General features: G+C 41.2%; 18 protein-coding genes. 10 read left to right on the forward strand and 8 right to left on the reverse strand.

Translation table 11 applies throughout. The features are described from left to right. The first annotated feature begins 5 nt into the window (after positions 1–5). The 8 genes from ccoS to ACW6NC_RS10295 are packed head-to-tail and all read left to right on the forward strand — an operon-like array spanning position 6 to position 6,242. Positions 6–197: a cbb3-type cytochrome oxidase assembly protein CcoS gene (ccoS, locus tag ACW6NC_RS10260; RefSeq protein WP_457865775.1), complete on the forward strand. Its 192-nt coding sequence runs from the start codon at positions 6–8 to the stop codon at positions 195–197. 2 nt (positions 198–199) lie between these two features. Continuing rightward, positions 200–2,401: a cytochrome-c oxidase, cbb3-type subunit I gene (gene ccoN, locus ACW6NC_RS10265; protein WP_457865777.1), complete on the forward strand. Its 2,202-nt coding sequence runs from the start codon at positions 200–202 to the stop codon at positions 2,399–2,401. Between the two features lie 2 nt (positions 2,402–2,403). Further along, on the forward strand, positions 2,404–2,592 hold the full coding sequence (locus ACW6NC_RS10270) for a CcoQ/FixQ family Cbb3-type cytochrome c oxidase assembly chaperone (protein ID WP_457865779.1): 189 nt from the start codon (positions 2,404–2,406) through the stop codon (positions 2,590–2,592). Then, positions 2,589–3,473 carry a cbb3-type cytochrome c oxidase N-terminal domain-containing protein gene (locus ACW6NC_RS10275; protein ID WP_457865782.1) on the forward strand — a complete coding sequence of 295 codons (885 nt, stop codon included), beginning with the start codon at positions 2,589–2,591 and terminating at the stop codon, positions 3,471–3,473. Before ACW6NC_RS10270 ends, ACW6NC_RS10275 begins: the two co-directional genes overlap by 4 nt. A gap of 29 nt (positions 3,474–3,502) precedes the next feature. Then, positions 3,503–4,918, forward strand: coding sequence for a cytochrome c oxidase accessory protein CcoG (gene ccoG / locus ACW6NC_RS10280; protein ID WP_457865784.1), 1,416 nt, complete (start codon positions 3,503–3,505; stop codon positions 4,916–4,918). Positions 4,919–4,948: 30 nt separating this feature from the next. Further along, positions 4,949–5,395 carry a FixH family protein gene (locus tag ACW6NC_RS10285; RefSeq protein ID WP_457865786.1) on the forward strand — a complete coding sequence of 149 codons (447 nt, stop codon included), beginning with the start codon at positions 4,949–4,951 and terminating at the stop codon, positions 5,393–5,395. 3 nt (positions 5,396–5,398) lie between these two features. Further along, positions 5,399–6,100, forward strand: a complete 702-nt coding sequence (locus tag ACW6NC_RS10290; protein WP_457865787.1) for a sulfite exporter TauE/SafE family protein — start codon at positions 5,399–5,401, stop codon at positions 6,098–6,100. 7 nt (positions 6,101–6,107) lie between these two features. Further along, complete coding sequence (locus tag ACW6NC_RS10295) at positions 6,108–6,242, forward strand: hypothetical protein (RefSeq protein WP_457865789.1); 135 nt, start codon at positions 6,108–6,110, stop codon at positions 6,240–6,242. A gap of 74 nt (positions 6,243–6,316) precedes the next feature. Here ACW6NC_RS10295 and hemN read toward each other — a convergent pair whose 3' ends face one another. The 4 genes from hemN to ACW6NC_RS10315 all read right to left on the reverse strand — a co-directional run bounded on the left by hemN (position 6,317) and on the right by ACW6NC_RS10315 (position 13,683). Further along, the gene (gene hemN, locus ACW6NC_RS10300) at positions 6,317–7,672 is read right to left on the reverse strand and encodes an oxygen-independent coproporphyrinogen III oxidase (RefSeq protein WP_457865791.1); all 1,356 of its coding nucleotides are present in this window, start codon (positions 7,670–7,672) and stop codon (positions 6,317–6,319) included. A gap of 81 nt (positions 7,673–7,753) precedes the next feature. After that, on the reverse strand, positions 7,754–8,893 hold the full coding sequence (locus tag ACW6NC_RS10305) for an efflux RND transporter periplasmic adaptor subunit (RefSeq protein WP_457865793.1): 1,140 nt from the start codon (positions 8,891–8,893) through the stop codon (positions 7,754–7,756). Positions 8,894–8,903: 10 nt separating this feature from the next. Beyond that, a complete protein-coding gene (locus ACW6NC_RS10310; protein ID WP_457865795.1) occupies positions 8,904–13,235 on the reverse strand; it encodes a CusA/CzcA family heavy metal efflux RND transporter in 4,332 nt (1,443 codons plus the stop codon). A 52-nt stretch (positions 13,236–13,287) separates the two neighbouring features. Then, a complete protein-coding gene (locus ACW6NC_RS10315; RefSeq protein ID WP_457865797.1) occupies positions 13,288–13,683 on the reverse strand; it encodes a hypothetical protein in 396 nt (131 codons plus the stop codon). A 131-nt stretch (positions 13,684–13,814) separates the two neighbouring features. On the opposite strand from ACW6NC_RS10315, the gene recQ reads away from it, so the two are divergent. Continuing rightward, positions 13,815–15,929 carry a DNA helicase RecQ gene (gene recQ, locus ACW6NC_RS10320; RefSeq protein WP_457865799.1) on the forward strand — a complete coding sequence of 705 codons (2,115 nt, stop codon included), beginning with the start codon at positions 13,815–13,817 and terminating at the stop codon, positions 15,927–15,929. Here the strand turns inward: recQ and truA are convergent, their stop codons facing one another. The 3 genes from truA to ACW6NC_RS10335 form a co-directional block, all read right to left on the reverse strand. Continuing rightward, the gene (gene truA / locus ACW6NC_RS10325; RefSeq protein WP_457865801.1) at positions 15,930–16,712 is read right to left on the reverse strand and encodes a tRNA pseudouridine(38-40) synthase TruA; all 783 of its coding nucleotides are present in this window, start codon (positions 16,710–16,712) and stop codon (positions 15,930–15,932) included. Between the two features lie 33 nt (positions 16,713–16,745). After that, positions 16,746–17,552: a lysophospholipid acyltransferase family protein gene (locus tag ACW6NC_RS10330; RefSeq protein WP_457865803.1), complete on the reverse strand. Its 807-nt coding sequence runs from the start codon at positions 17,550–17,552 to the stop codon at positions 16,746–16,748. Positions 17,553–17,626: 74 nt separating this feature from the next. Then, on the reverse strand, positions 17,627–18,268 hold the full coding sequence (locus ACW6NC_RS10335) for an NUDIX hydrolase (protein WP_457865805.1): 642 nt from the start codon (positions 18,266–18,268) through the stop codon (positions 17,627–17,629). Between ACW6NC_RS10335 and ACW6NC_RS10340 the strand changes: the two genes are divergently transcribed. Next, entirely contained in the window at positions 18,267–19,022 is a 756-nt protein-coding gene (locus tag ACW6NC_RS10340; protein ID WP_457865807.1) for a peptidylprolyl isomerase, read from the forward strand. The genes ACW6NC_RS10335 and ACW6NC_RS10340 overlap by 2 nt on opposite strands. 2 nt (positions 19,023–19,024) lie before the next feature. Here the strand turns inward: ACW6NC_RS10340 and ACW6NC_RS10345 are convergent, their stop codons facing one another. Continuing rightward, a complete protein-coding gene (locus tag ACW6NC_RS10345; protein WP_457865809.1) occupies positions 19,025–19,738 on the reverse strand; it encodes an RDD family protein in 714 nt (237 codons plus the stop codon). Positions 19,739–19,743 lie beyond the last annotated feature (5 nt).

Raw genomic sequence — 19,743 nt, forward strand, 5'->3', positions numbered from 1 at the left:
AAACAATGAACATTATCTACCTGCTACTGGCACTCAGCGTTCTGGTAGCCATAATTTTCTTTATAGCTTTTATCTTCTCGGTAAAAAAGGGCCAGTATGACGATATGTATACACCTTCGGTCCGCATGCTATTTGAAGACGAATTAGTAAACTCGAAATCCAAAAATAAAACCACCAAAAAAGAGAAAACTGAATAACTATGCAAACAGAACAGTTTTATTACGATAATAAGATCGTAAAGAAGTTTACCATTGCCACCCTCGTCTGGGGTATTGTGGGAATGAGTGTTGGCCTGCTACTGGCCTTTATGTTTTTATTTCCAAACCTCACCGACGGTATTTCCTGGCTTAGTTTTGGTAGGTTAAGACCACTCCATACCAATGCGGTAATCTTTGCCTTTGTCGGAAACGCTATTTTTGCCGGGGTTTATTATTCTACCCAACGACTGCTCAAAGCTAGAATGTGGAGCGATGCACTTAGTAACATAAACTTCTGGGGATGGCAGGCGATTATTGTTGCAGCAGCTATTACCCTTCCAATGGGCTTTACAAGTTCCAAAGAGTACGCCGAACTTGAATGGCCTATCGATATCGCCATAACTATTGTTTGGGTTGCTTTCGGATTGAATCTTATTATGACCATGATAAAACGCCGACAACGTCACTTATATGTCGCAATTTGGTTTTACCTGGCAACTTTCGTGACCGTGGCTGTCCTGCATATTGTAAATAATCTTGAAATTCCTGTTTCTGCATTTAAAAGTTATTCTATTTTCTCTGGAGTACAGGATGCCCTTGTACAATGGTGGTACGGGCATAACGCGGTGGCATTTTTCCTTACTACGCCTTTTCTTGGCCTTATGTATTATTTTGTACCTAAAGCAGCCAACAGACCTGTATATTCCTATAGGTTGTCGATAATTCACTTCTGGTCCCTGATATTTATTTATATCTGGGCGGGACCCCACCATCTCTTATATTCCTCTTTGCCCGATTGGGCTCAGAACCTCGGGGTAGCTTTCTCAGTAATGCTGTTATTCCCATCCTGGGGGGGAATGATCAACGGTTTACTGACACTGCGAGGAGCCTGGGATAAGGTAAGAACCGATCCTGTACTTAAGTTTATGGTTGTGGCCATTACAGGTTATGGAATGGCAACCTTCGAAGGTCCTATGCTTTCGCTTAAAAATGTCAATGCTATTGCCCACTTCAGTGACTGGATTATCGCGCACGTTCACGTAGGTGCTTTGGCCTGGAACGGGTTCTTAACCTTTGGTATGGTTTACTGGATGGTACCGCGACTATTTAAAACTAAACTTTATTCGATAAAACTTGCCAATGCCCATTTCTGGATTGGTACCCTGGGTATAATTATTTATACCTTGCCAATGTACGTTGCAGGATTTGTTCAGGCTTCAATGTGGAAGCAATTCAATCCTGATGGGACCCTTACTTACGGGAACTTCCTTGAAACAGTAAGTTCAATTATCCCTATGTACTGGATGCGGGCCATTGGTGGTAGTTTATATATCGTCGGGGCTTTCATTTTACTTTATAACATTGTAAAAACGGTAAGACAGGGAAGTGCTGTAGAAGATGAGCTTGCTGAAGCTGCACCCCTACAGAAAGTAACGCGTAAACGCGTTATCGGGGAAGGATATCATACCTGGTTGGAAAGACGACCAGTAAAGCTCACCCTTTACGCTACCATCGCCATTCTTATTGGAGGAATTGTCCAGATAGTACCTTCACTAATGGTTGATGAATACGTTCCTGTGATTTCCAGTGTAAAACCTTATACACCCCTGGAACTCGAAGGCCGTGATATCTATATCAGGGAAGGTTGCGTGGGATGTCACTCCCAAATGATCAGACCTTTTAGAAGTGAGGTAGAACGCTATGGAGAATACTCCAAATCAGGAGAATACGTTTACGATTATCCTTTCCTTTGGGGAAGTAAACGTACCGGACCCGATCTCATGCGCGTGGGAGGAAAATATTCGGATAACTGGCACCTTAACCACATGTATGATCCACAGAGCACCTCTTCAGGCTCCATTATGCCGGCCTACAAATGGCTGATAACCGATGAACTTGATAAGAGTGATACGGAAGCTAAAATGAGAGCCCTTAGCAGCCTGGGTGTCCCTTATACTGAAGAAGAAATTGCCAATGCCCAGCAATGGATGTTGGAACAGGGAACTGAAATTGAAGAGAACCTCCATTCCGATCCAGACTTTGCTCGTACTTATCAGGCGGATAAAAAATATGCCCAGGAGAACAACACCGAATTTGTGGAGATGCGCAACAGGGAAATTGTGGCGCTGATTGCTTACCTGCAACGTTTAGGAACGGATATTAAGGTAAAAGATAGCCAGGAATTAACTGACAAAAACCAGTAACTATGTTGAAATTTATCAAAGGAAATCTCGAAGCCATTGATGGGGTTACGATCTACCCCATCATCTCTCTGCTTATCTTCTTCATTTTTTTTGTAGCCCTCTTCTGGTGGGTATTCACCGCAAAAAAGGAACATATTAATGAAGTAAGCCAGTTACCCTTAGACCAAAACCAAGAAAATACCGAGTTATGAGATCTACTTCGTCATATTTAAGAATTGCGGGATTTTTAATCCTGGCCTTTCTGCTTATAGAACTAACTATAGAGGCCGAAACCACCTGGGTTTTTGAACAATATCCATTTGTTTGGGTAGTATTAGGCTTAATCCTTATCATCGCCATAGCCATTGAAGCTTCTCTGATAGCGCTCAGGAATATGGTAAATAAGAGTCTGGATGAGCAGGGTCGCGAAAAGCTTTTACAAATAGAAAAAGCTCAACACGACAAACGCACAGCCTGGTTTAGACGGATTTATGATAAGTTGCTCACCAAAAAACCTTTGGAAAAAGAAGATGAAATTATCCTGGACCATAATTACGATGGAATTCGTGAACTGGATAATGATCTTCCCGCTTGGTGGTTATATGGTTTTTACATCAGTATCATTTTCGCGGTTATTTACATGGCAAGATATCATGTATTTAACGGAGCCGATCAGACTGAAGAATACCTTGCAGAAGTAGCCAGGGCTAAGGAACAGGTTGAGGCCTATAAAAAGGAAAATCCCGATCTACTGGATGCATCAAATGTTGAATTACTCACCGATGCAGCTGATCTTGAAGCCGGCCAAACAGTTTATATGGCCAATTGTATGGCTTGTCATCGTGCTGATGGTGGAGGCGCTATAGGCCCTAATCTAACCGATGAGCACTGGATACTCGGAGGAGGAATAAGCAATATTTTTCATACTATTTCAGAAGGTGGACGTGACGGAAAGGGAATGGTCGCCTGGAAATCTTCCTTAAGTGCTGAGGAGATCGCTCAGGTAGCAAGTTATGTGATGAGCCTGGAAGGAACCAATCCTCCCGATCCAAAAGGTCCTGAGGGAGATCTATGGACAGAAGAATCGGAATAACTGAAAATTGAATTTAAGAACAAAAGAAGTTGGAAAACAACGAAAGTTTTAGAGACACTATAGCCACCGCGGGTTCAAAAGGAGAGCGAAAATGGATCTATCCCAAAAAGCCTTCGGGAAAGTTCTATGACTATCGTAAATACGTTAGTTACCTCCTTTTGATCTTTCTTTTTGCCGCACCATTTGTAAAAATTAATGGGAACCAGTTTCTTATGTTCAATATTCTGGAACGCCGTTTCAACATCTTCGGTTTTCCCTTTTGGCCACAGGATTTCCACATTTTTGTGATCATGATGGTGATCGGGGTGGTTTTTATCATTCTCTTCACCGTTGCTTTCGGTAGGATTTTCTGCGGTTGGCTTTGTCCGCAAACCATCTTTATGGAAATGGTTTTCCGCAGAATTGAATATTGGATCGAGGGCGACCGGGGAAAACAGATGAGATTAAATAAACAGGAATGGAATGCTGAGAAGATCAGGAAAAAAGGGATAAAATGGTTTCTTTTTTTTGTTATTTCTTTTCTGATAGCCAATGTTTTTCTGGCCTATCTCATTGGAGGCGACAGGTTGCTGCAATACGTAACCGATGGACCGATGAATCACTTAAGTACTTTCTTTTCTCTCCTTATTTTTACCGGGGTTTTCTATTTTGTATTTGCCTGGTTCAGAGAGCAGGTCTGTGTCATTGCCTGTCCTTACGGGAGGCTTCAGGGTGTACTTCTGGACAACAAATCCATTATAGTTGCCTATGATCATAAACGTGGCGAAAAAGAAAAAGGTCGCGCCAAATTCAAAAAGAATGAGGACAGGGAAGCCAGTGGAAAAGGAGATTGTATTGATTGTTTCCAGTGTGTACAGGTATGTCCAACAGGAATTGACATCCGCAACGGCACCCAGCTTGAATGTATTAACTGTACCGCTTGTATCGATGCTTGTGATTCCATGATGGAAGCCGTAGATCTGCCTAAAGGACTAATCCGCTATGCCAGTGAAGAAAATATTGAGAAAAAGGCCAAGTTCAGATTTACTCCAAGGCTGAAAGGGTATTCGGTTGTCTTAGGTATTCTAACAGTGGTATTAATCGGAATGCTATTCGTACGAAGCGAAGTAGAAGCACGAATTTTACGATTACCTGGACAGCTATATGAACATAAAGATAATAATGTAATCAGCAATGTATATACGTATAAACTGGTAAACAAAACCACCGCTGATTATGGAGATATTGAATTTAAGCTAATCTCACATCCAGGAACAGTTAAACCAGTACAGGATAAAGAAATTGTAGTTCCTGGACAGGAACTCAGCGAGGGAACCTTGTTTATTGAAATCAATGCTTCGGCTCTTGAAGATGAAAAGGAAAAAGTTGAGGTAGGTATTTACAGCGGGGATAGGCTCATTGAGACCACAAAAACAATGTTTATGGGACCTCGGAGCTTTAATTAGCACAATATTAATGTCATTTAAACTAAACTTATGAAAATAAATTGGGGTACAGGCATAGTGATAGGGATGACACTTTTTATAAGTTTTATCCTTTATTTGGTATTCAATATGCTAACCGATGAGAAATTTGATCATGACCTAGTAACTGAGGAATATTATAAAAAGGAACTTTTATTCCAGCAGGAAATAGATGCGGAAACACGCGCAAATGCCCTTACGGAAAATATAAGCGACCGAAGAATCAATAACGGTTGGCTTATTGAGTTTCCAAAGGAACTCAATCTTGCGGAGGTTTCTGGAAATTTAAAATTCTATCGGCCCTCTAACGCCAAACTGGATTTTGATATTCCATTAAACCTGGACACTCATCAGATTGAAATAGACGAGGAAAACCTGATCCCCGGAAGGTGGAACATTTATATCCACTGGGAGTACCAGGGCGAGACTTTCCTTTATAAAAAAGAGATCGTTTATTAGCCTATGGTGATTTCTGCGCTCATATTTGGTCTTTTAGGTAGCTTTCATTGCATTGGGATGTGTGGGCCCATAGCCTTTTTACTGCCAGTGGACCGGGAAAACTCCATGCGGAAAGCTGGACAGGTAAGCCTGTATCATTTAGGTAGAATAATCTCCTATGCCATAATCGGATTGTTATTTGGAATTTTAGGAAAAAGCTTTGGCCTGTTCGGACTTCAACAGCAATTATCTATTGCCGTTGGAGTCTTAATGATCCTGGTGGTTCTCATGCCTTATAAAACTTTTAGTAAAATTAATGGCTCTGGTCCGCTCTACAGGATTATTGCCAAGATAAAATCCCATTTGGGGCAAACTCTAAAGAGCAGGAGACCAGACACCTTTTTTACCGCCGGATTCCTTAATGGTTTTCTCCCTTGCGGATTGGTGTATATGGCTGTATTTGGTGCAGTAGCTTCTGCAAGTGCACTGCATGGCAGTCTTTATATGGTGCTTTTCGGCCTTGGTACTGTACCGATGATGACCACGGCGGTCTACCTGGGTAATTTTATTAATGCCAGGCTAAGACAGAAGATTACCAGGGCTATCCCCGTATTTGTAGTTCTTATAGGACTACTTTTTATTATCCGCGGAATGGGATTGGGTATTCCTTATTTATCTCCCGTGGAAATGACACAAAAAATAACCGCAGTTCAATCCTGCCATTAATATATAAATGATGAATCTAGCTAATTATCTTGCACTGGTGAACTGGGAAATGGGCACCTATATTATCGGTTTTTTTTTCGTAGTATGTGCCGTCCTTGTATTGGTCGTTTTAAAAATGATTTTTGGAGGTAAGAAAGAATAATCCTCCATACTTGGTCTAACCTTAAAATAAAAAACCACGGCATTCCGTGGTTTTTTATTTAAATTTTTGCTCTCTTACATGGTCATAGAAAAGAGCCTGGTCTCTGGTACTTTTCGTTGCAGGCGTAAGTCAAAGGCCATACAAATATTTCGGACAAAAGGTCTCCCTTTCTCTGGTATATGTAAGCCTGTTTCTGAGAAGGCTACCAGCCCATCTGTTTCCATCTCTCTTAATTTAATCAGTACTTCCGGCAGTTCTTCAAAATAATCTTCAGGAGAATCCCAGCGTGTTTCCAGGCGACACATAAGATTAAGAATATGTTTTCGTATTTTGAGATCTTCCTGGGTTAAAATATGACCTCTAAAAACCGGTATTTCACCGTTTTCAACACGGGCCTGATAGGCTTCTACGGTTTTTTCATTCTGTGCAAAACCATACCAGCTGTCGCTAATGGCTGAAACCCCCAGTCCGATCATCAACCCTGTGTTGGAAGTGGTATACCCCATAAAATTCCGGTGAAGATCTTTGTCTTCAACCGCTTTAAAAAGCGAATCGGTTTTCAAGGCAAAATGGTCCATGCCTATTTCAACATATCCAGCCTCTTCCAGCATCCGTTTCCCGGTTTCATACATTTCCCGTTTGGTTTCTCCATCAGGCAGATCGTCTTCATTAAATCCTCGTTGTCCACTCCCCTTTATCCAAGGAACATGTGCATAACTGTAAAATGCAATACGATCCGGCATTAGCAGCTTTGTTTTTTCTATGGTTTCAATGATATGCTCCTTGGTTTGAAAGGGAAGACCGAAAATTATATCATGCCCTATTGAAGTATACCCTGCTTGTCGTGCCTGTTCGGTAGCCTTTTTTACATTTTCAAAAGGCTGTATTCTATGAATGGCCATCTGCACTTTCATGTTATAATCCTGTACCCCATAACTGACTCTTCTAAAACCTAATTCAGCGAGTTTGTTAAGATGTTCTTTCGTGGTATTATTGGGGTGTCCTTCAAAACTAAACTCCACTTTGTCGGCAAGTTCTCCTTTTCTGAAAATGGTTTTTAGTAATAATTCAAGGTTTTCCGGGGAGAAAAAAGTCGGAGTTCCACCACCCAGATGGACTTCTTTGATGATCGGTTTATAGGGTAATTCCTGCAGATACAGTTCCCATTCTCTGATCAGGGTTTCAATATATGGAATCTCCACCCCATGTTGTTTGGTGATACGTTTGTTACAACCACAAAAAGTGCAGAGGCTCTCACAAAAAGGCAGGTGTAAATAAAGGCTTATTTCCCGGTTTTCTCTGAAACGTTTAAGCAAGCTGTCTTTCCAGGTGTGAACCGAAAACCCGGTCTCTTCCCAGTACGGCACGGTAGGGTAACTTGTATAACGTGGCCCCGGGATATTGTATTTTCTGATAAGGTCGGAACTCATTTAGTTTAGTTTAGGCCACAAAGTTAAAGCCTCAACTAAAGGATTCATATGATTAGGATCAGGTCCACAGCCTTTGCAAATTTATTCTCCAGGGGCTTCCCTGATTAGACCAAAAGCTCCTTTTACCAGGATTTCCTGATTTCCTATACTTTCCGGATCTTTCAAACTAATTTTTCCTTCAAAGGTCTCGAGAGGAACAACACTTTGCATTCTGAAATAATAGTTTTCTTCATCCTTGTCCTCCAGAATCAGCACAAAATAATCGCCGTCCTGTTCAATGACAGCCTCCTCCGGCAATGCGGATTTTTGAGTTTGGCTTGTATGGATTTGTGCCTCAACGAACATTCCCACAGTAAATTGAGAGGTGATACTATCGGGAATGTGCCCGTGCACTCTAACATTCCTTTTCTGCTGGTCTATGGTTTTACCCACTAGAACGACTTCTGCTTCAAAATTTTCACTGGAAGCTTCCGGGGTATTGAATATAATCTTCTGCCCTTCCTTAACTTTCCGGACATCCTTTTCAAAGACAACCAACTCCAAATGAATATCTTCCTCGTTGATAATTTCCATGATCCTATCCGTTGGAGAAACAAAGCTTCCCCGGCTCACGGAAATATTACTGACATTACCGCTTATAGGCGAATAAATATTGACTACAGAACGGATATCCCCATTTTCTACAGCGGTAGGGTCAATATTCAACATGTGCAGTTTACTTTGCAGACTATTTCGTGCGGTTTGTGCCCGTTTATAATCACTTTCGGCTTTCAGAAAATTTTTTCTGGAGGTAATATTTTCTTCAAGCATAGTTTTCTGGCGCTCAAATTCCGCCTTTAGGTAATCCAGCTGTCCCACGACATCCATATAGTCCTGTTGCAATTGAACATATTCGGTACTTTCCAGGCTCACCAGGAATTGTCCTTTAGACACTTTATCTCCTTCCAGCAGATTTATTTTTCGAATATAGCCCCCCATAAAGGCATTGATACTGGCTCTATTTCCAGGGGGCACATCAATACGCCCATTGCTCCGCACTACTTCAGGAAAGTTAAAGGTTCTCAGCATTGCTGTGCGGAGTTCACTATCCTGAAACTGGGCTTCTGAAATGGTGATTAAGTTTTCCTGTACTACCTTCTCCTGCTGGGATGGATCAGTAGTGTCTTTACAGGAAATTAAACTTAGGCTCAATGATAATATGAAGATTAATATGGCTTTCATCGGTGAGATATTAAAGATTTAAATAATTCAAGGAAATGATAGTTTGATTGTAGGCATTGAGGTTTTCCAGGTAAGACAGTTGAATATCATAAGCATTTTCAAGGCTTTGTATGTATTGAAAAAAATCAATCTCCCCATTTTCATAGCTTCCATTTGCAGTCTTCAGGATCTCCCTGGAGAGCTCCCTGCCTTCGTTTTCATAGTAACGCAGCGCCTGTTGGTATTTTCTAAGTTGTGCCTGGAGTTGGTTGAATTTGGTTAATAGAAGGGTCCTGTTATTTAGGGTCTGCTGGGCTGCCCGGTCCATGGCTATTTTGGAGGCTTTGATCCTTGAAGCCTGATGGCTAAAAAGTAGAGGGATTTTAATTCCTATCTGATATCCATATAAGCTATAATCAATATCTGGAGTGGTCCCTTCAAAATAGTTTAGGCTGAAATCCGGTAAAAGTTGTTGTTTTTCCAACCTATTTCTAGCCTTAAAATAGGTTTCTCTACTTGTATAATAATCAAGAAGTTGGTGGTTTTCAATTCCCAAACGTGTCAGTTCCAATTTCTCCAAATTCCCTTTCGCTATCTTGAATTCTTCGTCAGCCTGAACCCTGCTCCACAACATCTGGTAGGCCGCCTTAACCTCTTCCCCTGCTTGTTGATACCGGGTTTGTAGTTCCCTTTGTTTTGCCTGGGCCGTTATCTTTTCAAGGTAATTGGTAGCCCCCAGTTCATACCTTCGTGTCGCGGCATAAGCAAACCTGCTGTATAAACTGTCAAGAACCTTAAAGATTTCTTCTTTCTCCTGTTCATACCTGAGCTGATAAAAGGCGGAAGCCAGTTCCTTTTCCAATTGAAGGATCCCTAGTTGGAAAGCTTCCTTCTGAACGTTCACGTTAGCTTTATTGAGTTTTTTAGTCGAAAAATAAACCGTGGGAAAAGAGAAATTCTGTTGAATTCCGAATATTCTAAAGGGCTCATCGGTAGGCCCTTGTTCCATTTGGTTATAATTATAATAGATCTCGGTTTTATCGAAATCAAATGCCGAATTTACCATGGCATCAGCTTCAGCCCTGTTAAGGTCTGAAACCTTTAACCCAGCATTATTTTCCATGGCCAGCTCGCGAACCTCTTCGAATTTCAACTCCTTATCCTGACTGAACCCGGGAAGGGAAAAAAGCAGGATGATTATAGGTAGTTTATATTTACTCTTTTTAAAATGCACATTACCTTCTCCAGCTTCCTTTCCACCAAAAATAGAATACAAAACAGGAAGGACTACCAGGGTCAGTAAGGTCGCCGTTACCAAGCCTCCTATGACCACCGTTGCTAATGGTCGTTGAACCTCGGCCCCGGCTCCTGCCGAGACGGCCATAGGAAGGAATCCAAGGGCTGCAGCAGAAGCTGTTAATAGCACAGCTCTCAGGCGATCTTTGGCTCCTTTTTGCATTAAATGGTCTGAATGTTCCATACCCTCCTTTTTTAATTCTTTATAATGTTCAATAAGGACTATACCGTTTAATACAGCGATCCCAAAGAGCGCGATAAACCCAACGCCCGCCGAAATACTAAAAGGCATACCTCGGAGCCAAAGCAGTAATACACCGCCCACTGCTGCCAGTGGAATAGCCGAATAAATTATCAATGCATCTCGCACCGACTGAAAAGCGAAATACAGCAGAATAAAAATGAGGACCAACGCTACAGGCACAGCTATTTTTAACCTATTTTTGGCACTTTGCAAATTCTCAAACTGGCCGCCATAGGTAATATTATAGCCTGGAGGTAATTCAATATTAGTATTGATCAGGGCCTCCACATCATCCACCACCGATTGAAGATCACGATTCCTAACATTGACCCCGACTACAATCCTTCTCCTGGTATCATCTCTGGAAATCTTAGCCGCCCCTTTTTGATAGCTTATTTCCGCCAGTTCATTTAATGGGATTTTATTTCCCTTTGGGGTATCTACATAAAGGTTTTCCAGGTTGGAAATATCCTGGCGGTTTTCCTCATTAAGTCTCACCACAAGGTCAAAGCGTTTCTCTCCTTCAAATACACTTCCCATTTTTTTTCCGGCAAAACCAGCACTTACCAGCTCATTAACCTCTGAAATATTAAGGCCATACCGAGCAATTTTGGCCCGGTCATATTTTACACTCATTTGTGGAAGTCCGGCGATCTTTTCCACCGTAATATCTGCGGCACCCTCCACATTTCTTATAAGGCTTTCAATCTGATGGGCTTTTCGATTCAGTATATCTAAATCCTCCCCGAAGATCTTGATCGCAATATCAGCCCTTACCCCAGTAATAAGTTCATTAAAACGCATCTCAATGGGCTGGGTAAATTCAACTTCCATCCCTGGAATAATCATCAGGGCCTCTTTAAACTTTTCTGCAAGACCATCCTTGGTTTTTGCTGTGACCCAATCCTTTTTAGGACTTAAAGTGATTATTACATCACTTTCTTCCATGGACATCGGGTCTGTTGGAACTTCAGCTGCTCCAATTCTTGTCACCGCCTGTTTAACTTCTGGGAATTCCAGTAGGATTTTCTCCATTTTAGTGGTGAGCTCTATAGTCTTACTCAAAGAGGTTCCTGTTTTAAATACCGGCTGAATAACAAAGTCCCCTTCATCCAGGGTTGGGACAAATTCCGCTCCCATGGTTGTGAATATATATAAAGTTATGCCCAGGATAGCAACAGCAAGGCCCAGGATGAGCTTTTTAGCTTTTAGAGCCCATGCAATTGTCGGCCCATAGAGTTTGGTGATAAAACGCATCAATCGAACGGAAATATTCTTATCGGATAATTTCCCGGGTTTCAAAACCATTGAAGAAATTACTGGAACATAGGTAAAACACAGAATCATCGCTCCAATTAATGCAAAGCTGAATGTTAAGGCCATTGGTCTAAACATCTTCCCTTCCACTCCACTAAGGGACAAAATGGGAATAAACACGATTAATATAATAAGTTGCCCGAAGATTGCGGAATTCATCATTTTCGAGGCCCCGGTAAAGGTGATCTTATCCTTGGCAATACTTAATTCTGTTTTGGAAAGATTTTCAAGATCAGTTTTTTTCATCGTCATCTGGTAGGCGATAAACTCCACTATGATCACTGCACCATCGATTATTATTCCGAAATCGATGGCTCCCAGGCTCATTAAATTGGCATCGACTTCAAAGAGATACATAAGGGAGAAGGCAAAGAGTAAAGCCAGGGGAATTACGGAAGCCACCACCAAGCCAGATCGCAAGTTACCAAGTAATAAGACCACAACGAAGATTACAATAAGACATCCCAGGATCAGATTCTCTGTAATGGTCCAGGTGGTCTTGTCTATGAGTTCACTTCTGTCCAGGAAAGCATTGATATAAACACCTTCGGGTAAGCTTTCTGAAACCTCGGCTACCCTATCTTTTACCGCTTCAATAACCTGTTTGGAGTTTCCATCTTTGATCATCATCACCTGGCCAAGCACTTTCTCACCTTCCCCGTTTCCTGTTATCGCGCCAAAACGAGTGGCATAACCGAAACCAACCTCCGCAATATCCCTAATGTAAATAGGGTTCCCATCAGGATTTTTAACCACGATGTGCTCAATATCCTCCAGGGAAGTTAACAGGCCTTCACCACGGATAAAATAAGCCTGATTAAGACGTTCAATATAACCTCCGCCTGCAATGCTGTTATTTTTCTCCAGGGCAGTATAGACCTCAGAGGCAGTGATGTTCATCGCCATTAACTTCTCTGAGTCTAAAGCTACTTCATATTGCTTAAGCTTCCCTCCCCAACTGTTTACCTCAACAACTCCAGGGATTCCTGACAGTTGCCTCTTGACTATCCAGTCCTGGATCGTTCTGAGTTCCATGGCCGAATACTGGTCCTCATAGCCGGGTTTGGTATCCAATATGTATTGATAGATTTCGCCAAGTCCCGTAGTTATCGGTCCCATTTCAGGTTGGCCAAAACTCTCAGGAATATTTTCTGAAGCCGATTTGATTTTTTCTGCCAGGAGCTGTCTTGGTAAATAGGTGCCCATGGACTCATCGAAAACAATGGTCACTACCGATAATCCAAATTTTGACACCGAACGAATCTCCTCCACTCCAGGTAAATTTGCCATTTCCAGTTCTACGGGATAGGTTATGAATTGCTCCATATCCTGGGTAGAAAGGTTTTGGGAAGTGGTAATAACCTGGACCTGGTTATTGGTGATATCGGGTACCGCTCCTATGGATAATTGGCTTAGGGAAAAAAGTCCGTAGGCAATTATAAAAAGGGTGAACAAAAGAATAATTAGTTTATTCTTAATACTGAAACTGATAATTTTGGACAGCATATTAGTTGGTGTAATCTGTGAAACAAAGCAAAAGCGGAAAAACTAAAATAGATTACAGGGTTCGGGGAGGCTGAAAAATTTCGGTGTTACCAAATACAGAGTGCCCTTCTTTATAAATGAAATTTAAGGAATGTTTCTCTACTACAGGTAATTTTAATAAAGGAAGTTTATACTGCGGAATATAAAAAGCCAAAGTGGTCTGCAGGGAATTTTGTTGATTAAAAGGTAAGTGTTCGTGATCCGGATGATCTTCCGGATCTTCCTGATGTGCCATTTTCGCAGCCCCGTAATGCTTGGAAATAAAATCAGTGAAATTATCTCCGTATAATTGAGAATGATATTCAAAGTGCTGCAACATATCCGCTACCTTAACCAAGTCTGTTAGTCCTGGATTGAACCCTTGCAATAAAAGGGTAAAGCTTAGATATATAAGGGTGAGCTGCTTCATAATTATCATCCTAAATTTACGAAATATTTTGATGCGATTTGGTATTGCAAGGTCCTTCTTAATAATTAAAACAATATTTTCAAGGTTCAACCCTCTTCTTCTTTCCAACTCAAAAACCTAAATTTGGGGCTATGGAAAAATCCCGTTTGTTAGGTACCCTTAAAGAATATTTCGGTTATGATTCTTTCAGACCGCTTCAGGAAAAAATAATCACCTCGGTATTTAAGGTTCAGGATAACCTGGTTATCATGCCAACGGGGGGAGGAAAATCTATTTGCTTTCAACTTCCAGCATTATTACTCCCGGAGATCACTCTGGTGATATCCCCCTTGATCGCATTAATGAAGGACCAGGTTGATGGACTTACAGCAAACGGTATTCCGGCGGCCTTTTTTAACAGCAGCCAGACTGAAAAGCAACAACGGGATATTTTTACAAGTATAGAAAACGGGGAGCTAAAACTCCTTTATGTGGCTCCTGAAAGTCTTCAGATGATAGATCGATTCCTTTCTAAGGGTAAAGTGAGTTTAATCGCCATTGATGAAGCTCACTGTATTTCGAGTTGGGGTCATGATTTCAGACCGGCTTACACCCAGCTGGGTTTTCTTAAAAAACGATTCCCAAAAACCCCTTTGATTGCGCTAACGGCCACTGCTGATAAAGCAACTAGACAGGATATTTGTAATCAGCTAGGTATTAGCAAGGCCCAAAAACATATCGCCTCTTTCGATCGGAAAAACTTAAGTTTAGAGGTGCGGCCCGGGATAAAGCGCTTTGAACAGATCGAAAAATTTATTCACTTGCGAAAGAACGAAAGTGGAATTATTTATTGCCTTAGCCGCAAAACCACTGAAGAACTCGCTTCTAAGCTAAAGGCCCGGGGGCTTTCAGCAGAAGCTTATCACGCCGGTTTGGATCACGAGACCCGGATAAAAATTCAGGACGATTTTATAAATGACCACAGTAAGATCATTTGTGCTACTATTGCTTTTGGCATGGGAATAGATAAATCCAATATTCGCTGGGTCATACATTATAATATGCCCAAAAATATGGAGGGCTATTACCAGGAAATAGGTCGTGCAGGAAGGGATGGACTGCCATCAGAGACTTTATTGTTTCACAGTTATGCCGATGTGGTTCAATTGCAAAAATTTGCCTCCACAGCTGGAAACAGTGAAGTTCAGCTTGCCAAACTGGACCGGATGAAACAATATTCTGAATCGCTTACCTGCAGAAGAAAAATTTTATTGAATTATTTCGGGGAGCTCAAACAGGAAGATTGCGGGAATTGTGATATATGCCGAAATCCTCCTAAATTTTTCGATGGAACTATTATTGCTCAAAAGGCGCTCTCCTGCATTTATCGATTAAAAGATCAGGAACCCTTAACTACGGTCATTGACGTATTAAGAGGTGCCCAAAATGAAACGATTTTTACCAGGAATTACTCTGATTTAAAAACTTTTGGAATCGGAAAGGATATCTCATGGACACATTGGCAAAACTATCTAATCCAATTAATTAACCTTGGCTATTTGGAGATCGCATTCCATCGACACAATAATTTACGACTTACTAAAATTGCAAAAAACGTCCTTTTCAAATCAGAGAAAGTACAGCTGGCTAGGGTGCCTGAGCGCAAAGCGGGTTTAAATAATAAGAAGACTACCCAAATTGCTGCTAAGAATTCTCTTTTCGAAAAGCTCAGGGAATTGCGCTTAACAATCGCCCGTGAACAAGGTATACCCGCTTACCAAATCTTCAATGACGCCGCTTTGAAAGAAATGGAGAAAGAACGCCCTATGACTGACAAAGCTTTTATCCTTATTAATGGAGTGGGTCGTAAAAAAATGCAGGATTATGGTTACCGATTCATCAAGGAAATTATCGCTTTTTCAAAGGAGAAGCCCACAAGCAAAAAAACCAGAAATGGTAATACCCATAAAATAACCCTAGAGCTTTACCAGGAAGGCCATACCGTGGAAGAGATTTCGAGAAAACGCGAACTTGCAATAACCACTATTTATTCCCATCTGGCCAAACTCTACAATAATGGTGAGGATATTGATATGGGGAGATTTGTCACTAAAAATGAAATAGAGGCTATAGAGAAAGCGCGCCAGGTTTTAGATAATCCGGGGACCTTAAAGGCCTATTATGAACATTTTGAAGGGAGCCTGGATTACTGGAGCATCCGCTGTGGGCTGGCAGTTTTAGATAAGAAAAACAAAGAACAGGAATAATCATTCAAATTCAACTTTACTAAGAATAAGTCCGGAAGCCGGGGCAATATAATCCATTTGCATGTTTTCGGATTGCAGGCTCAGGCGAATATCATCCAAATTTAATTCTCCACGACCCACCAGTACTAAAGCGCCCATCATAAGCCTTACCTGGTGGCGTAGGAAACCTGCCCCACTTATTCGAAATAGGAAAGTATGTTCAGGAAAGAAACTGGCTGTTATTTCCGTATTCTCCAAAATTTCGGAGTTTAGAATATTGCGATCAAAAATGCTGTTTGGTGAAACCCTTATGCAGTAATTTCTAAAATTATGTTTTCCTTTAAATAAAGTTGCAGCCTGTTTCATTTTTTCAATATCCAATTCCTCCTGAAAATTGGCCATTAAAGGGGCGCAAAAAGGATGATTCTTTTCTCCAAAACTAAAGAGATATGTGTATTCCTTGAATTTTGGATGCTGAATGATGTTGAATTTCGAATCGACTTCAGTAATGGATGTTGCCCGGATATCTTGGGGTAAATTAAGATTGAAAAGTTTGAGAAATCCATCCAGGTCTTCCAGGGGGTTCTCTTCTATAAAAAGCTCAAAGGCGCTGTCCATAGCGGACACCATCGCATCGGTGCGGCTGGTTCCTAAAATTTTGAATTTCTCGGTAGGGATGACATATTGGAGGGTCTTGGTAATCAATCCCTCTACAGTTTTAACATCTGGTTGTTTTTGCCATCCATGCAACCTAAACCCGAGGTACTGTATCTTGATTAAATAATAAAAGCGTTTCCGTTGCAAATTAAATCTCTCCTCTTTTCTATGCCGGATGAATTAATATTCCCCCCAGCGTCGTTTTTCATTCATTTTTTCCATCTCTTCAATCTCTGCACTCGGTATGACTTTTAAAAAGGATGGATGTTGTTCAATGGCATATTCTATTTTACTTACGATTTCTTCGATACTCTCATTTTCATAATCGATTTCCAATGGGGGTTTAATGACAAAAGATTGTAGGATTCCCCGCTTTTTAATTCGTAATCCCTTCTTGTCGAATGATCGTCTAAAGCCATCAATCACTATAGGGATTACAATAGGTTTATGGTTTTTAATAATATGAGCGGTTCCTTTCCTGATCGGTTTAAAAGGTTTGGTGGTACCCTGTGGGAAAGTAATCACCCATCCATCCTTTAAAGCTTTTCCAATATTCTCCGTATCATGTGGATTTACCTGGCGTTCAACTTCCTTTCCTTTCTCACGCCAGGTGCGCTCTACACTAATGGAACCTGCATAAGCCATAATTCTGGTCAAAAGTCCGGATCGCATCGTTTCTTTGGCCGCCACATAGTAGATATTAAGTTTAGGTTGCCAGATGTATCCGATGTTTTTAATGGTATCAACCCGCCCGCTAAGACTAGCATTAAAAACATGGAACATCGCTGTCACATCAGCGAAATAGGTCTGGTGATTGGAAATAAAAAGTACATTGGTATCGGGAAGGTCCTTGATGATCTCTGAGCCCTCGATCTTCAGCTGATTAAACCCCTGGTATCTTTGATGGGTAAGCACCCCGAAGATCCGGATAAGCCATTTTTTTAAAAACAGAATATGCCCAAATGGGTTTCTTTTTAACAAGCCCATGTTCTTACTTTAATATTTTTTATTAGCCTTTACCGAAGTCCGGGAAACCGGGCAAATATAATATAATTCAGTTTTTAGAAGGCTTTTTCTAGTAATACCTTTATTTCACTAAGCATCATGGCAGTAGCCCCCCAAACTATCTGATCATTGAGCAGGAAGGCCGGTACTTCGATGTTTTTTGCGTAACTGGTGCTCAGGGTCTGATTCACAAAACATTTATTATCCATAAAATCTGCAAGGGCTACTTCCAGGATTTCCTCTACTTCGCTTTCCTGAGGTTTCAAATTAGGAGTGTGTTCAAGGAGCCCCATAAAAGGGTGAACCCAAAAATTACTCGGTGGAATATATAATTTTGTAAGAGCCTTAATTACTTTTATATCAGATTGAGGGATTCCCACCTCCTCTTCAGTTTCTCTTAATGCCGTATGTATAATATCACGATCTGAGCTCTCCTGTCGCCCTCCAGGAAAACCAATCTGGTTGGAATGCACCCCTTGATAGGTTTTACGTAATATTAATACCATTTTGGTATGGAGGTCTTTTCCCGGATAAAATACCGCCATCACTCCGGCTCTTAAAGGATTTCTTTTGTTGATGTCCAATAGGGATAGCTCCTCAAGTCTGGTAGCTGGTATCAATTTATGGTGGGCTTCCTCGCCGGGAAGCGGTAATTTTTTTAATTTTGGGATGCTGTCTTTAAAATATTGAAAATCCATGATACGATTCCTTTCGGTTTTACCCTTTGCATTTATTTTGATCTTCAGTAGTTGTGAAGATAAACAATCTTCTTCTAAAAGTAATACAGAAACCCTGGCAGACACCTTGGAAAATAAAGAAAAAAAGGTGGATTCTCTAACTCCTTTACCGGATCAAAAGGCCCCTTCTGAACCACCTGAAGAAAAGGGTGTTACTAGCATAGACTTCCCTATTGAACAGGAGGAATTGATACCAACCCTAACAGAATATGGCCAACATAATCCCGAAACCCGTATCAGGATTATTACCAACTTTGGAGATATAGAAGTTAGTCTTTACAGGGATACTCCATTGCATCGTGCTAATTTTATAATGCTCACAAAAGATCATTATTTTGACCACACCTATATTTACCGGGTGGCTCCTAATTTTGTTATCCAGGGTGGGAATTCGGATAACAGGGCTACGGCCCGACACAGGAGCAAAATAGGTTCCTACCTGATTCCCAGTGAATTTGAGGCTGGACACAGACACGTTCGGGGTGCCTTTTCAGCAGCAAAATACAGCGAACAAAATGTCAGTAAAGCTTCCTCTCCATTTGAGTTTTTTATCGTCACCAAGGCTGATGGCGCACATCATCTTGACAATGACCATACTGTTTTTGGCCGGGTTACAAAAGGGATGGATGTTGCCGATGAAATATCCAAGGTAAAAACTGGCCAGTCCGAATGGCCCATTGATAATATTGAAATAGATGTCGAAATTATCGAATAATCTCAGCGCCCTGTATAAAAATTATAATCAGTAATCACCTGTTGGACAAAATCCCTGGGTTGTTGTTGGGGGGTGATATCCAGAATCTGAGCTAACTTTTTGGAGAGTTCAATGATAATCTGATGATTCCCGCTAATCCTGGCATTGCCATATAAGTTTTTGACTTCCTGAATATCCGAATCGCTCAACATACTGACCTGCGGATAAAGCGGCCGGTAATCTTCTGGAAGATCAACCCCCAGGCTATTTTCAAGGCCGATTTGTTTCTTCTCGCTAATCACAGTGGTTCCTGCAGCAATATCGCCCAGACGCTGACCTTTGCCGTTTAATAAAATGCTTACAACGGCAATGGCTCCACTGCTGATGCTTATATCTATTAGTCGAAGCAACCAGCGAATGACAAAATTTGAAAGTTCAGGACGGGATCCGTCTATTTTTACAACCCGTAACTGGAGAATTTTTTTACCAGGGGTTTGTCCATTCCAAAGACTTTCCCAGAGCAGGTAATAAAGCAAAAGGGGCACTCCAAGGATTAAATAGTACACAAATTCTCCTGCACTGTCCAGGCCAGTACCAGAAATCATAAATGAACTCAGAATAAGATAAATTCCTAATATAAAACTGTCTACAATAAATGCAAGGATGCGGTCCCCAACCCCTGCCACGTTTTGCTGAATACTAATATTTTGAGCGGTTTCAATTTGAAAGTTATCCATTTAAT

The organism is Salegentibacter profundi (genome assembly GCF_054121475.1).